This is a genomic window from Waterburya sp. (assembly GCF_058530065.1).
Genome location: NZ_JBZNBU010000179.1, coordinates 1 through 14,471, shown reverse-complemented (window position 1 = coordinate 14,471; position 14,471 = coordinate 1). Strand labels below are relative to the sequence as shown.

The 14,471-nt window shown below is 38.1% G+C and carries 12 protein-coding genes and 1 pseudogene; 7 read left to right on the top strand and 6 right to left on the bottom strand.

All coding sequences use genetic code 11. The features are described from left to right. Positions 1-276 precede the first annotated feature (276 nt). Complete coding sequence (locus AC33VI_RS11370) at positions 277-1,347, bottom strand: potassium channel family protein (protein WP_491782375.1); 1,071 nt, start codon at positions 1,345-1,347, stop codon at positions 277-279. A 161-nt stretch (positions 1,348-1,508) separates the two neighbouring features. Between AC33VI_RS11370 and AC33VI_RS11365 the strand changes: the two genes are divergently transcribed. Both AC33VI_RS11365 and AC33VI_RS11360 read left to right on the top strand, forming a co-directional pair. Beyond that, the gene (locus tag AC33VI_RS11365; protein ID WP_491782374.1) at positions 1,509-2,783 is read left to right on the top strand and encodes an aspartate aminotransferase family protein; all 1,275 of its coding nucleotides are present in this window, start codon (positions 1,509-1,511) and stop codon (positions 2,781-2,783) included. A gap of 279 nt (positions 2,784-3,062) precedes the next feature. Beyond that, positions 3,063-3,875, top strand: a complete 813-nt coding sequence (locus AC33VI_RS11360) for a carbohydrate ABC transporter permease (RefSeq protein ID WP_491782373.1) — start codon at positions 3,063-3,065, stop codon at positions 3,873-3,875. Here AC33VI_RS11360 and AC33VI_RS11355 read toward each other — a convergent pair whose 3' ends face one another. Next, positions 3,876-5,138 carry an O-antigen ligase family protein gene (locus AC33VI_RS11355; RefSeq protein WP_491782372.1) on the bottom strand — a complete coding sequence of 421 codons (1,263 nt, stop codon included), beginning with the start codon at positions 5,136-5,138 and terminating at the stop codon, positions 3,876-3,878. It lies immediately after the preceding gene. A 96-nt stretch (positions 5,139-5,234) separates the two neighbouring features. On the opposite strand from AC33VI_RS11355, the gene AC33VI_RS11350 reads away from it, so the two are divergent. After that, the gene (locus AC33VI_RS11350; protein ID WP_491782371.1) at positions 5,235-7,946 is read left to right on the top strand and encodes a CBS domain-containing protein; all 2,712 of its coding nucleotides are present in this window, start codon (positions 5,235-5,237) and stop codon (positions 7,944-7,946) included. A gap of 232 nt (positions 7,947-8,178) precedes the next feature. On the opposite strand, the gene AC33VI_RS11345 is transcribed toward AC33VI_RS11350, so the two are convergent. Beyond that, the gene (locus AC33VI_RS11345) at positions 8,179-8,472 is read right to left on the bottom strand and encodes a hypothetical protein (RefSeq protein WP_491782370.1); all 294 of its coding nucleotides are present in this window, start codon (positions 8,470-8,472) and stop codon (positions 8,179-8,181) included. An 86-nt stretch (positions 8,473-8,558) separates the two neighbouring features. On the opposite strand from AC33VI_RS11345, the gene AC33VI_RS11340 reads away from it, so the two are divergent. Next, positions 8,559-9,023: a hypothetical protein gene (locus AC33VI_RS11340; RefSeq protein ID WP_491782369.1), complete on the top strand. Its 465-nt coding sequence runs from the start codon at positions 8,559-8,561 to the stop codon at positions 9,021-9,023. 98 nt (positions 9,024-9,121) lie between these two features. Here the strand turns inward: AC33VI_RS11340 and AC33VI_RS11335 are convergent, their stop codons facing one another. Together AC33VI_RS11335 and AC33VI_RS11330 are read right to left on the bottom strand one after the other, a co-directional pair. Beyond that, positions 9,122-10,453 carry a deoxyguanosinetriphosphate triphosphohydrolase family protein gene (locus AC33VI_RS11335; RefSeq protein ID WP_491782368.1) on the bottom strand — a complete coding sequence of 444 codons (1,332 nt, stop codon included), beginning with the start codon at positions 10,451-10,453 and terminating at the stop codon, positions 9,122-9,124. Between the two features lie 132 nt (positions 10,454-10,585). Further along, positions 10,586-10,801, bottom strand: a complete 216-nt coding sequence (locus tag AC33VI_RS11330) for a hypothetical protein (protein WP_491782367.1) — start codon at positions 10,799-10,801, stop codon at positions 10,586-10,588. Between the two features lie 382 nt (positions 10,802-11,183). Here AC33VI_RS11330 and AC33VI_RS11325 point away from each other — a divergent pair, with 382 nt between their 5' ends. From AC33VI_RS11325 to AC33VI_RS11315, 3 genes and pseudogenes are all read left to right on the top strand, one after another. Beyond that, positions 11,184-11,969, top strand: a complete 786-nt coding sequence (locus tag AC33VI_RS11325) for a protein kinase domain-containing protein (RefSeq protein WP_491782366.1) — start codon at positions 11,184-11,186, stop codon at positions 11,967-11,969. Between the two features lie 81 nt (positions 11,970-12,050). Beyond that, positions 12,051-13,034, top strand: coding sequence for a formylglycine-generating enzyme family protein (locus AC33VI_RS11320; protein WP_491782365.1), 984 nt, complete (start codon positions 12,051-12,053; stop codon positions 13,032-13,034). A gap of 120 nt (positions 13,035-13,154) precedes the next feature. Then, positions 13,155-13,292: pseudogene (locus AC33VI_RS11315) on the top strand (ABC transporter permease subunit); the annotation flags it as partial. Positions 13,293-13,477: 185 nt separating this feature from the next. Here the strand turns inward: AC33VI_RS11315 and AC33VI_RS11310 are convergent. Continuing rightward, on the bottom strand, positions 13,478-14,471 hold a 994-nt coding region (locus tag AC33VI_RS11310), incomplete at its 5' end, for a calcium-binding protein (protein WP_491782364.1).

The following is a 14,471-nucleotide window of genomic DNA, read 5'->3' as shown; positions in this document are numbered from 1 at the left end:
GTGAGTAGTGAGTAGTGAGTAGTGAGTAGTGAGTAGTGAGTAGTGAGTAGTGAGTAGTGAGTAGTGAGTAGTGAGTAGTGAGTAGTGAGTAGTGAGTAGTGAGTAGTGAGTAGTGAGTAGTGAGTCACCCCGTCACCCTGTCTTCTAGTCCCGTCTTCGCGGGATAATATCTCCTAGTCTCCCAAATGTGTAACTAATTCTGCTTAGGTACTTACTTCTATTCCCCCTGTTCGATCTAGACCAGATGTACATTAAAGATATACATTTAAGTTAGTTTTACTTTTTCTTGGGCAATCTTAAAGAATTAATATTGTTAATCGGGCCAAGAATTTTATTCAAATCCCTCAATTGTTCTGCCGTTCCCATACAAATCAAAGCATCCCGTTCTAAGATTCTGGTTTCTCCTGTAGGTCCAGCAATTAAGTTACCGTCAATGCGACGGATTGCTAACACCAATGCCCCAGATTGCGATCGCAGTTTAGCTTCTCTCAAACTTTTGCCCACATAAGGACAAGCTTCAGAATCGATCAAAAATTCTTCCAAATAATAAGCTCGATTTGACCCTGCAATAATTCCATCTACAAAGTCCATTACCTGTGGTCTAAGGGCTGCTGCTGCCAGTCTTTTTCCTCCTGTAATGTAGGGAGATACTACCGCGTCTGCCCCCGCCCGTTGTAGCTTTTGGACTGCTTCTTCGTTACTGGCACGGGCGATCGCTCTAATTCTGGGATTGAGAGTCTTTGCCGATAAGACTGTGTAAAGATTTTCCGCATCGGAAGGCAGGGCGGTAACCAAACATACAGCGCGATCGATTTTTGCTCTGACTAAAGATTCGTCTAGGGTAGCATCCCCTAAAATTACCGTGTATCCTAACTGTTTAATTTCTTCTACTCTTTCGAGATCGTCGTCAATAATAATAAAAGGAATACCTTCCGCAAAAAACTCGCGGGCAACATGATTACCAGTGCGCCCAAAACCACAGACTATATAGTGGTTATCTAGTGATTCAATCAAGCTTTTCTCCTGTCTTAGTTTGATACCTTCTTGAAAATAACCTTGAATCAAGGCTTCGGTAAAACGGTTAACAATATAACCGATGGTTACCAAACCCATTAAAATAAGAGCTACTGTAAATAGCCTGCCTCTCTCGCCTAAAGGACGAACTTCAGAAAACCCGACGGTAGATAGGGTAATGACTGTCATGTATGCTGACTCGGAAAAAGACCAGCCTTCCACTAGCCAATACCAAAGAGTTCCCATCAAGACAATGCTAGCTAATGCTATGCCACCCCGAACCAATTCTTTCCGCAAGCGGACATATTTTTCCTCAAAGGTATTGCTATACATTCAGAATTTGCTAACAATTTTGCCTAACAACTAGTGTAAATTGATTACATTAAGATTAAGTCTGGCTTAAAAGAAAATAATCCCAGTATCATCGAATAGTAATTGCCATTCTAATTGTATTTGCCAATAAAATTTAATTTTATTAACTATAGGAGCAAGTTTTGATTCAATCCCCAACAATATCAGATTCTATTAATACTTCTAATCTCGATCTCTTCGATCGAGATCGCTTTGATAATAATGTCATGAAAACCTACGGTCGTTTCCCTATCGCGATCGAGCGCGGTGAAGGCTGTCGTCTTTGGGATACAAACGGCAAGGAATATCTCGATTTTGTGGCGGGAATTGCAACCTGTACTTTAGGTCACGCCCATCCTGCTTTAATCGAGGCAGTAACGGCACAAATTCAAAAGTTACATCACGTATCCAACCTTTATTATATTCCCGAACAAGGACAGCTAGCAGAATGGCTGGTGAATAATTCTTGTGCGGATAAGGTGTTTTTCTGTAACTCTGGGGCGGAAGCTAACGAGGCTGCGATTAAATTAGTCAGAAAATATGCCCATACTCATCTAGATAAAGTCGAAAATCCGATTATTCTCACGGCAAAAGCTAGTTTTCACGGACGTACTTTAGCAACTATTACTGCTACGGGACAAGAGAAATATCAAAAAGGTTTTGCGCCTCTGCCTGCGGGCTTCGCCTATGTACCCTATAACGATATTACTGCCATTGAAAATGCGATCGCCGATCTCGATGAAGGTACTTTAAGTCGAGTAGTAGGAATTATGATCGAACCCCTCCAAGGAGAAGGGGGCGTGCGCCCAGGAGATTTAGAGTATTTTCTCAAGCTGCGGAAAATTTGTGACAGTAATAATATTCTGCTGGTTTTTGACGAAGTGCAAGTAGGTGTTGGTAGAACGGGTAAACTTTGGGGTTATGAAAATCTAGGAGTCGAACCAGATATTCTTACCAGTGCTAAAGGTTTGGCGGGAGGCATACCCATCGGGGCAATGCTGTGTAAGGACTCTTGTGCTGCTTTTGAGCCTGGAAACCATGCTAGTACGTTTGGTGGTAATCCTTTTGCTTGTGCTTCAGCAATCGCAGTTTTGCAAACTATCAAACAAGAAGGCATTCTACAAAATGTCAGCCAAAGAGGAGAGCAATTAAGAGTTAAACTAAGAGCAATTGCACAAAAATATTCTTCTCTCTTTACCGAAGTGCGGGGTTGGGGTTTAATTAATGGTCTGGAATTAAAAGCCGATATTGAATTGACTTCCATCGATTTGGTTAAAGCAGCTATGGAAGAAGGTTTATTACTCGCACCCGCAGGGACTAAAGTATTACGTTTTGTTCCCCCTCTCATTGTTTCCGAAGTTGAAGTAAATAAAGCAGCCGAAATGTTAGAAAGTGCGATCGCTAAAGTTGCTCGATAATTAATTTTTGCTTGATAGTAAGGATTAAATGTTTGAGAACAAAAAGTGACAATTCCCAAACTGTTACATTCCCCACGTTGTTTTTTTCAATGTTGAGCAAGAATACTAGGTGTGAGGAGTGAACCATTAAGGCTTGTTTCTGGGATCGAAACACGGACAGAACCCCAGAAGCAAGTCTTCTCGCATTTTAGGGATTATTTACGATTTTAGAACGAGACCGATCGCAGTATAATTTTTTTGATAAACTAGACCTCTTGCCGATTTATTGTTTAATTAGCAATGAAAAAGCGATCACGATTATTTTTTACTCTTAATTTGAAGAAATTTTTAAGTTTAATAGTCTTAATTTTAGGGGCAATATTAGTTTTGTCTCCTTTAATTATTGTTTTGCAAAACTCTCTAACTGGGAAGGATAATTCTGTTACTTTTGCTAATTATGTATCCGCTTGGCAAGGAGGTAATTTTTTAATTGCTTTTGCTAATTCTACGATTGTTGCTTTAAGCGTTACTGGGTTGCAAATTTTTACTTCTGCCCTTTGTGGCTATGCTTTAGCAAGATTAAAATTTCGAGGCAAACAAGCAATTTTATTGTTAGTTTTAGCAACTTTAGTAATTCCTTTTCAGTTATTAGTAATTCCAATTTTTGCGATTTTAAAATACGCTCATTTAATTAATACCTATTGGTCTTTAATTTTACCCACTGCTGCTAATGGTTTTGGGATTTTTTTGATGCGCCAATATTTTGCTAGCATTCCTATCGAACTTGAAGAAGCAGCTATCCTCGATGGTGCAAATCGCTGGCAGGTTTTGACGAAGATTATGTTGCCCTTATCCCGCCCTGCTTTAATTACATTATTTTTATTTACTTTTATTGGTGAATGGAACGATCTATTTAAGCCATTAGTATTTACTACTCGTCCAGAATTGAAAACGGTACAATTAGCTTTAGCGGAGTTTCAAGAACAATTTACTAATGATTGGTCTTTATTAATGGCAGCAGTAGTAATTGCCACGATTCCTGTCTTAATCTTATTTCTTATTGGTCAAAAGCAATTTATTCAAGGAATTGGTTCTACAGGAATTAAGAATTGATTAGTTATTAGTTGTCAATTTATGGCAGCAATTGAGCGTTCCAGTAAATAGTCCCAACCAAAGAGGAAATAGAGGATAGTGATAGAAAGAAGATTGAAACAAACTAACAATTAAGATACTCAAGCAAGATGCACAAATTCCTAGATAAAGAGTGGAAGATAATCGATAATTGTAATTTACTATAAATTTAAAACTAGGAATGACCATAAAATAAGCGATCGCCATTAAACCAAGTAAAGTTGCGATCGCTCCACGATCGGCAAAGATTTGTAAAATAAAGTTGTGAGCATGATTGACACCGCCATACCTAGCTTTTAATTCTGCTTCGCACAAAGCAGAGGTTTTATCGATTCCCCATCCCCACCAAGGTTTTTCGAGACCTAAATTCCAATAGCATTTATAGACATAGGTACGATAAATATTGGTACTATTAGTTAGATTGATAAATCTTCTAATAAATATAAACTTGCTTAAGATAAAATGATATAAAATACCCATCAATCCCAAACAACTAAAAGTGTATAAAAATGTATTTTTGTCTATAAAATAAACATCACGCCACTTTAGATATGAATTGTAATTTGATTTTAAATAAACAAGCAAGATAATAGATTCTATAACTAGACTAGTATAAAAAGAACTCCTCGAACCAGAAGATACTAACATCACCGAGCAAAATAATAATGATATAATATCTAGCCAAAATACTATCTTTTTAGATTGTAAGAATTGCTGGGGATAAATTCTAATATCTTGTAGATCAGATAATAATTGGCATGAAATCAAGGGCAAACAGATAGCACAGTAAAGTCCTAAGCCATTAGCATTGTCAAATCCCCAATTATTCCTAATTTTAAAATTAAAAGTAGTAAAATAACTAATAAAAATAACAATAGGACTTAAAGAAAGAATTAAGCAAAATCTTTGAAATTCAAATTGTTTAAGGGGATAAAGTTTGAGAATCAAAGCGACGATGGCAACCATTAAATAATCATAATGAGATACGGGATAAAAATGGATGCGAGATTCATAATAAAAATCAAAGATTGCGATTGCAAAAATAGAACTAAAAGCTATTTCAATTGAGTAATCTAATTTATTTTTTGGTTTTTTCTCTTGTAAATTACCAGTAAATAAAACTCTCGTTACTATAAAAATAGTAAAAAAAACAAGAGATACTTGAAGGGAAAGAGGAAAAATCAAGCAAGAAATAACTAAATATGTACTATTTTGTTTTAATAAATTAAATAATAATACGGACATCAACCTCCTTAAATAGCAAAGAGCGAAATAAGTAAAGGTCTTATCGTACACTAGTAAAAGCTCTATTCTGGAGTAGGTTAAATACAAAAGTCCCTCATGGATATAATTCTGTGTCATCAAACCGTAGACTTTGATGCTTTAGGTTCGGCAATTGGTTTATCTCGTCTAAAACCTGGAACTAAAATTGTGTTGACTGGAGGGGCGCATCCTACGGTTAAGAACTTCCTGGCATTGTATCGAGATGAATTTGCTTTTGCGGAAATGCGTAGCATTAACCCAGAAAAGATCGCTACCATAAACATTACAGATACCCAAAAAAGCGATCGCCTGGGTACAGCAGCTGCATGGTTAGATCTGCCCAATGTAGAGAAAATAGAAATTTACGACCATCACATCGATCTAGAATCGGATATTGCCGTAACGGAGATTCATACCGAAATAGTAGGGGCGATAACTACCTATATCGTTGAATTACTCCAAGAAAATAACATTCAATTAACTAAGTTTGAAGCTACGGCGATGGCGTTAGGAATCCATGTAGATACTGGATCGCTCACCTTCGAGCAAACTACTCCTCGCGATGCCAAAGCGATCGCTTGGTTGATGGAGCAAGGAGCTAATATATCTATGATTGGGGAATATGTCGAGCCAGGATTATCGACCCAATTACAAGATTTGTTAAAAGAGGCTTTAGATAAGCTAGAAAAAAGGAACATTAGAGGTTACACTGTCGCGACTGTCTTATTAGAAACAGAAAAATTTGTTAATGGTTTGGCTAGCCTCACTGCCAGACTGATCGATCTGACAGAAAGCGACGTTTTATTGCTAGGACATCAATATCAAAAGGGTCAAAATGCCAAATTAGTAGTCATCGGGCGATCTCGTTTAAATGAAATCAATCTCAATCGACTGTTTCAGCCTTTTGGCGGTGGCGGACACCCCCAGGCTGCTTCGATGTCTCTGCAAATCGAAGATACTAAAGCCGTATTCGAGCGATTAATTATTCAATTAGAAACTCAAATTCCCCAACCTCCCACTGCTAGAGATTTGATGTCTTCCCCCGTGCGGACGATACGCCCCGATACTACTATCGAACAGGCACAAAGAGTATTATTCCGTTACGGACATTCGGGGGTTTCGGTGGTAGATGAAAAGGATCTTTTAGTGGGAATTATCTCTCGTCGGGATTTAGATTTGGCTCTCCATCATGGTTTTAGTCACGCCCCCGTCAAGGGTTATATGAGTCGCAATCTTAAAACCATTAACCCCCATACTACTCTCTCGGAAATACAAGCCCTGATGGTGACTTACGATGTAGGTAGGTTGCCCGTCATTGAAGATAAAGAACTAATCGGCATTGTGACTCGTACCGATGTGTTGCGTCAATTGCACGACGGTTATGCCGAACAAAACGGCAATACTTTTAGCAAAGCCAATTTAACCTCCCGTCTGCTACCCACCCTACAAAATCGCTTAGAGCCTCCGATCTGGCAACTATTACAAGAAGTTACCCAAGCAGCCCAAAGTAGGGGGTGGAATCTCTATCTCGTGGGCGGTGGCGTGCGGGATGTCTTGCTCACAGAAGACAACGAGCCTTTATTATTGCAGGATATTGATTTAGTGGTAGATGGTTTTCATCGCTCTGCTGACGATCGCGCGGGGGTAGAATTGGCAGGGGTAATTGAAGAGATGTATCCTAATGTCAGTCTTTCCATTCACGGTGAATTCCAAACCGCAGCCCTAGCTTGGCACAGAGATCCTATATTTAATAACCTACTGATTGATATAGCCACAGCCAGAACAGAATTTTATCCCTATCCCACTGCTAACCCTCATGTAGAAGCCAGTTCGATTCGTCAGGACTTATATCGTCGAGATTTTACGATTAACGCCTTAGCAGTGCGCCTTACTGCTCCCAAACGGGGTGAATTCTCTCGTAAAGGAGATTTATTAGACTTTTTTGGCGGTTTAATCGACTTAGAGCATCGTCACATTCGCGTACTTCATGCCAACAGTTTTATCGAAGATCCCACGCGCATCTATCGGGCGGTGCGTTTTGCCGTGCGCCTGGGGTTTGCGATCGAACCTCAAACTGAAGAATATATTCACTACGCCATTAAAAGCGGAGTTTACCAAGAATTAAGAATCAGCGATCGCGCTTCACCCGCCCTAACTACCAGACTGCGATCGGAATTAAAATATATTCTTCAGGCAAACTATTGGAAACCCGCTTTAAAACTGCTGGCTAAATTAAATGCCCTTAGCTGTCTCCATCCCGATTTAATATACACTAAAACTCTAGCTTGGCAAGTAGCTTGTGTTTCCCGCTGGCTCTATTATATTGATGTTCCCAATGTCCAACCCTGGTTAATTCGCCTAGAAATTCTAATCGCTCACTTAAACCTAGAAGATAGATTAGAAGTAGCCGAAAATTTACAGCTACCTAAAGACAGCTTGCAAAGATTATCACAATTAGAATCATTAGAAGCTGAGATTGTACCCCAGCTAACTAATTGTCAACTACCAAGTCAGATCTACCAAGTCTTGCGATCGCATAAACCCTTAAGTCTGATTCTTTTGGCAGCCAGAAGCGACAAACAAATTCGCTCGATTCTCTGGCAATATATTGTCAAACTATCTCAAACCAAACCAATTCTAACGGGTAACGATTTAAAAACTTTGGGCTACAAACCAGGACCTTTATACAAAGAAATTTTAAATGATGTTATGGCTGCAACTCTCGACGGCAAGATTGGCGATCGCTCTGATGCTGAAGAGTATGTTAGAGAAAATTTTATCAGTGGATAATTGACAATTGACAATTGACAATTGCGATCAAAAGCGTTTAATAATTCTTTTGATATATGGCAGTCGAAACAAATATTAAGATGATAGAAAAAAGTCTCGCGCAAAGTCGCAAAGGCGCAAAGAGACTCAAAGATGTCTTAACCTATAGTTCGATAGCTGTAACTATTGCCGAGGGTGACTAATTTAGTCTAGAATTTTATGGATAGTATCAGGTAATTGTCTATTGTTAAACTTATGTTTCAATGGCTATATTACATAAACGAGATAATTCTGATTTTGAATAAATTTTATATTGAATCCATTTCTCAGCATCCCTAATGGAATTAATATTTTCTGGAAGCAAGCAAAAATATGTTGGCAATTTATCTAAAGAAATAACTCTCAAAAAAAATATTCCATAAGGATCGCTTTTTATTTTTAGTAGGGTACATTCATGGAATAAATTTGAACCGCGATCGCTCCAAGTTCTAATTTCTAAAACTGTAAATGTTCGAGCGAGTTTATGGTAGCCAATTTCTTTAGCCAAAATTCATAGTTTAAAGACCGATGACAATCTAAAACAGCAAAAGTATAATCGATCGCATCTCTTTAATTAAATATATAGTAATAACTATGAAATTATTCTGGCAGTCAGCATCGATTATAGCTGTAATTTTAACTCCTCAGATTGCTCTAGGAGAAATGATAATTCATAGTAAAAACGGTCAACGATATACCGTTCCCATCAATGCTGGAGATATTGAAAAAATTGAATTTAATAGTACTAATTTTATTAGTAGTAATTGGCAAGGGTTCTGGAATACTTCAGAAGGAAAAATGAATTTATCTCAAATAGGAAATAATATTACTGGTGTTTACAATCAAGACGACGGTAAAATTCAAGGCACGGTAACTAATAATGTTTTAAATGGATATTGGATCGAATCTAGTTCGGCTAGAAAATGTAGCACGCCAAAACTAAACTCTTTTCATTGGGGAAGAATTTCTTGGCAACTCAGCCCCAACCAACAAAACTTTACTGGCAAATGGAGTTATTGTAATGACCAACCAGATGCAGCATGGACGGGGAATAGGTAAGTAATAAGTAATAAGTAATAAGTAATATTTTTAGCTTGTAACTTCTGACCTCTGACCTGACGCGAAGCGGAGCGGAGCTAATCCTTTAGGGCTGACCTCTAATTCCAGTTGTCTAAAAAAGATCCTTGGCTGATACCAATTAAGCGACGGTATTGTATTACGGCTTCATTTTCACTCAATCCTGCGACGATATCTACTGCCATTCTAGTTTTTTGTAAGTCTGCTTCATTTTGACTGGCAGCATTTTCTTCTATTTCTAGAAACTCCTTCACAAAACGGGCGGGAATAAAGCTCAAATCGCGATTGCGAATTGCTTCAAGATAGATTTCAAACAGGGTTTTAACGATTCTTTTTTGTCCGTAACGTTGGGTAGCTAGACGAGGATCGGAAATAACATAAGACCAAACAATACGTTGTAAAAATCTTAATTCTTCTTCTCGATTGCGATTGTATTTTAAATAGCCACGATCCCCATATTTAGTAGTTAATTCGACAGAGTGAATGTAAGTTTGGATTAACTGAGAACTAATCCGTTTTATTTGCGCTTTTTGCTCGAAAGAACCAGGGCGATATTGACCTTTAAGATTGTAAGTAGCATCTAAAAAATTCTGGAATCGATGGGGATTTACTTTAACAATTTTGGCTACTTTATTGTTAGGAAACTCCCGCAACCATTGGGTAGTAAAACGATCCAATTCATCCCAATCAGTTGCTAATAATTCTAAAGGAATTAGACCAGCTAAATAAAAATCTTCTAGATCGTGGACGCTATAAGTAATGTCATCGGCAAAATCCATAATACTCGCTTCTATCGATTGAGTATCCTTACCTTCAGGGTTAGCAAATTCAAAAGCTTGACGATCTTGGTTGTAAATAGAATACTTGCGATATCTCTTACTTTGAGAGTCGGGCGATCTCAACCAGGGATATTTTAAGACGGCATTAAGAGTTGCCCTAGTCAAATTTAAACCGTAATAATCAATGCGATGAATTGCCAAACGGGTTAGAATGCGAAACGATTGCGCGTTACCCTCAAAACCGTCCGTTAACCCTGCTTTAACCGCACATTCATCTAATTGTTCCTCCGCAGTATGTCCGAAGGGAGGATGACCCAAATCGTGGGAGAGAGCAGCCGCTTCTACCACATCGGGATCTACTCCGCCGATAGATTGGGCAATATCGGGTTGTTCCGCTGCCAATCTTTCCGCCAACCGACGGGCGACTTGGGCTACTTTTAAAGAATGGGTGAGGCGATTGTGAAATACATGACCTTCTTGAGCGGTTACTACTTGAGTAATTTGTGCCAAACGTCGAAATGCTGAAGAATATAAAATGCGATCGCGATCGACTTGAAAAGATTTGCGACTGTCTCCTGGTTTATCACCTTTATTGCCAAATGGAGTATGTTGTCTGTGATGTCTTTCTAGCATAGGCGATCGAGTTGGATAATTAATAATGAATAATTAAATAGTGAATAATTATTCATAGATAAAAAAAGACGTACTGCCATCTTAGATAGTACGCTTTAATCCAGCTTTTCGCCTTAATTTGCAGCTAATAATTCAAAGGATTTCTAAGTCCCAAGTAGAATTAAACTTAGCTTTGCCTTCTTCTACCAATCGCCAAGCTGCTTCTTTGAGAGTACGATGGGACAAATTCGCTTCAACTCCTAAGCTCAAACCTAATTCTTGCAAGCTCATGGGGGTTTGATGCTCTTTTAATTGAGCTAATACTAAATCCCTAGTCTGTTCTACTTGTTGTGTAGTAGATAGTTTCATGTATGCTAAATAAAAATAAAATATGGAGTCTCATACTATATGTAGCGTTTAATGGTCTGTTTTACCAGCTTATAACTCTACCAATAGTGCCGTATACTATTATGCAACAAGATCGGAAAATGTGTAGAGAAAATTAGATCTTTTTTTATTATTTCCTGACTTATTCATACGGTTAGCAGAACGGTTTCACAATTAAAAATAGCCAGTTAGTATTCTAGTACTTATTAGTTCGTTTGTCAGTTCCAAACTTAAAATTACGCAAAATTACGGAAAAAATCAATCAAAGTTAAAATTAGAGCGATCGAGACTGACAGATTAACTGAGGCGATATCGTTATATCAGTGTTTACGATCGCAGGTGAATCTTCGGTTGTATTTATAGCATGATTAGTCAGTGCCTGAACCCTAATTGTCTTCACGTTAATCTTAAGAATATAGAACTATGCGAACAATGTAATTCTAAATTACTTTTAGTAGATCGATATCGTGCAATTAATCTTTTAGGTCAAGGTGGTTTTGGTCGGACTTTTTTAGCTGTAGACGAACACAAACCCTCCAAACCTCGTTGTGTCATCAAACAATTTCTACCGGAAGTAAAAGGTAAAAAAGCTCTCAGAAAAGCATCCGAGTTATTTGAAAGAGAAGCGGCACGTCTCGATGAATTGGGCAAGCACGAACAGATTCCCGAACTTTTAGCATTTTTTAATCAAGAAGATCGCAAATATTTAATTCAAGAATTTATTGATGGCGAAGATTTATCTAAAGAATTAGCCAGTCAAGGAGTTTTCGACCAACCAAAAATAGAACAATTACTCAAAGATATACTATCAGTATTGGACTTTGTTCATCAGCATAATGTCATTCATCGAGATATCAAACCCGAAAATATTATTAGAAGAAAACAAGATAATAAGTTGATTTTAGTAGATTTTGGGGCAGCCAAAGAAACAATGGGCGATAATACATCAGCAGTCGGTACGATTATTGGTTCTGCTGCTTATATCGCCCCAGAACAAGCAGTAGGCAAAGCTAAATTTGCCAGCGATCTTTACAGTTTGGGAGCAACTTGTCTTCATTTACTTACAGATATTCCACCCACAGAACTATTTGATGTAACGGAAGGAGAATGGATGTGGCGCGACTATCTCCAAGACAACGATCTCGATTAGGAACTGAGTTGTATTCTAGATAAATTAGTAGAAGGTGCAACCAAAAAACGCTTTCAAACTGTTAGTGAAGTATTAGCTATTTTGGGAGGAAATACCAATCCTAATTCACCTCCTTCCTATATCTCCACTCCTATTGGCTCTCAGCCTAATTATCGTACTACTAAAAAAACTCAATTAAAAGCTTCAAGAGTTAAAAAGCGCGTTCAAAAACTAGAGTTAAAAATTATTGAATATCAATATCAAACTATTCTCGATAGTTCGGGGTTGATTATGGGCAAGACAACTATGCTATCAACTCAAACTCATCAAGGAAAAGCTAAGTATATCACCTTAAGTTTAAATAAAGATATTAGTTTAGATTTAATTGGTATTCCTGGGGGAGAATTTATGATGGGTTCTGCCGAAAAAGAACTAGAAAGAGAAACAGAAGAAAGCCCTCAACACAAGGTATCAATTCGCCCTTTTTTAATCGGCAAATATCCTGTTACTCAAGCACAATGGCAAGCTATTATGGATGATAATCCTTCTAGATTTATTGATTCTAATGATACTCAAAGTAAAAAACCTGTAGAAAGAGTATCTTGGTTTGATTGCAATTTATTTTGCGAAAAACTATCGCAAATTGTCGGTAGAGAAATACGATTGCCTACCGAAGCAGAATGGGAATATGCTTGTCGGGGAAGAACTAATACACCCTTTCACTATGGCTTCACCATAGATACTCAACTAGCTAACTATAATGGAGAAGATATTTATGGTGCTGGTTTAGAAGGAGAAAATCGTAACCAAACTACTGATGTAGATTTTTTCTCTCCTAACAGATTTGGCTTGCACGATCTGCATGGCAATGTAGCAGAATGGTGTGCCGATAGTTGGCACAATAACTATCATCATGCCCCAAAAGATGGTATTGCTTGGACTAGTAACAATCCTAAAGATCTGCGAATCTTAAGAGGTGGTTCGTGGCTACATCCACCAGGATCTTGTCGTTGCGCCCAGCGAATTAAATCAGATCCCAAGAGTAAATCCGATGCTTTTGGTTTTCGGATTGCTGCGAGTATCTAATCTTATTTGCAAAATAACCATACTATTTATTTTTACTACATCTAAAAAAACTAAATTTTCTCTTAAACAGTAACTCCTTCTAATTCATCTTTAGTATACTGATACAATTCCTTTCACAGTGCGATCGCAGGTTTGGCAGGGATTTTTTATGCTTGGCAATTGACTACTATTTATCCTAGTAATTTTGAGACTTTAGTTACTTTTAATGTGTGGAAAATGGTAGTTTTGGACGGTGCAGGAAATAACCCAGGAGCAATTTTTAGGAGGAATTAACTTTAGCAAATAAATTGCTAATTCTGTTTAATAGATTCGACAAAATTTTAAGTTCAAACACTATATTATATCCCCAAAAAAGGTAGTAATGTTTTGGCATTACTACCGTAAAAGTCGAGAGTATTAATTGAGTAAGAATTGTCAATCTGATACCTTATCTGCCAAGACAATTAAACAATCGTAAAGTCATCCACAGTTAAATCTGCTGCATTGACGTTACTAACAATTGCCAGAACATTATTGTTATTATCAGCAATTATCCCATCTCCCGAACTATCGCTAATATTCAAATCGCCAAAGCCAAGAGAAGCGGGCAGACCAAACAAATCCTCTCCATCATTAAAGTCATTAACCGTATCCATACCCGCAGCAATTTCCAAAACAAAAACATCCGCCCCAGCATTACCAGCTAAAATATCGTCGCCCAATCCTCCATAAAGAATGTCATCATCTCCTCCACCATAGATAGTATCGACACCTTCACCGCCATAGATAATGTCCCTACCGTCTTGACCGTTAAAGTAGTCATTACCAGCACCGCCAACCAACGAATCATTACCTTCTTTACCATAAAGCTTATCGTCATCGTCACCGCCATCGATGGTATCGTCGCCGTCTCCACCATTGAGAAGATCGTCACCTAAATTGCCGTTGAGGATATCATTCCCCAACTCGCCATAGGATTTATCATTGCCCGTACTACCGTAGATAGTATCAATACCCTCACCACCATAGATAGTATCGTGACCATTAGCACCGCTAAAGTAGTCATCTCCAGCACCACCATTGAGGGAATCATGACCTTCTTTACCATAAAGCTTGTCGTTGCCATCACCACCATCTAGGGTGTCGTTATTTAGTCCGCCATTAAGGGTATCGTTATCTATTCCTCCATCGAGATAATCATCTCCAGCAAATCCTTTAAGGGTATCTTTGCCACCAGCACCCGATAGGATATCGTTTAAAGCATCTCCTTCTAAAAGATTATTATTTTCATCTCCGTTTAAGACTAGAGGTAAGATCTCATCGTCATTTTCGATGGTGACAGTAGTTGAAAATTGGGTTTGGTTGTTGTTAAAGGTAGCCCCAGTTAAACCAGAGAAGTTTAAAGCTAAAGATTCTATCTCTTCGTCCTCTTCATCCCCAATAATTTCTAAATTTATG

Excerpts from the sequence above, each read along its gene's own strand:
- AC33VI_RS11360 (WP_491782373.1), top strand. The coding sequence starts at position 3,063 with ATGAAAAAGCGATCACGATTATTTTTTACTCTTAATTTGAAGAAATTT.
- AC33VI_RS11350 (WP_491782371.1), top strand. The coding sequence starts at position 5,235 with ATGGATATAATTCTGTGTCATCAAACCGTAGACTTTGATGCTTTAGGT.
- AC33VI_RS11325 (WP_491782366.1), top strand. The coding sequence starts at position 11,184 with ATGATTAGTCAGTGCCTGAACCCTAATTGTCTTCACGTTAATCTTAAG.
- AC33VI_RS11355 (WP_491782372.1), bottom strand. The coding sequence starts at position 5,138 with ATGTCCGTATTATTATTTAATTTATTAAAACAAAATAGTACATATTTA.
- AC33VI_RS11335 (WP_491782368.1), bottom strand. The coding sequence starts at position 10,453 with ATGCTAGAAAGACATCACAGACAACATACTCCATTTGGCAATAAAGGT.
- AC33VI_RS11330 (WP_491782367.1), bottom strand. The coding sequence starts at position 10,801 with ATGAAACTATCTACTACACAACAAGTAGAACAGACTAGGGATTTAGTA.
- AC33VI_RS11370 (WP_491782375.1), bottom strand. The coding sequence starts at position 1,347 with ATGTATAGCAATACCTTTGAGGAAAAATATGTCCGCTTGCGGAAAGAA.
- AC33VI_RS11340 (WP_491782369.1), top strand. The coding sequence starts at position 8,559 with ATGAAATTATTCTGGCAGTCAGCATCGATTATAGCTGTAATTTTAACT.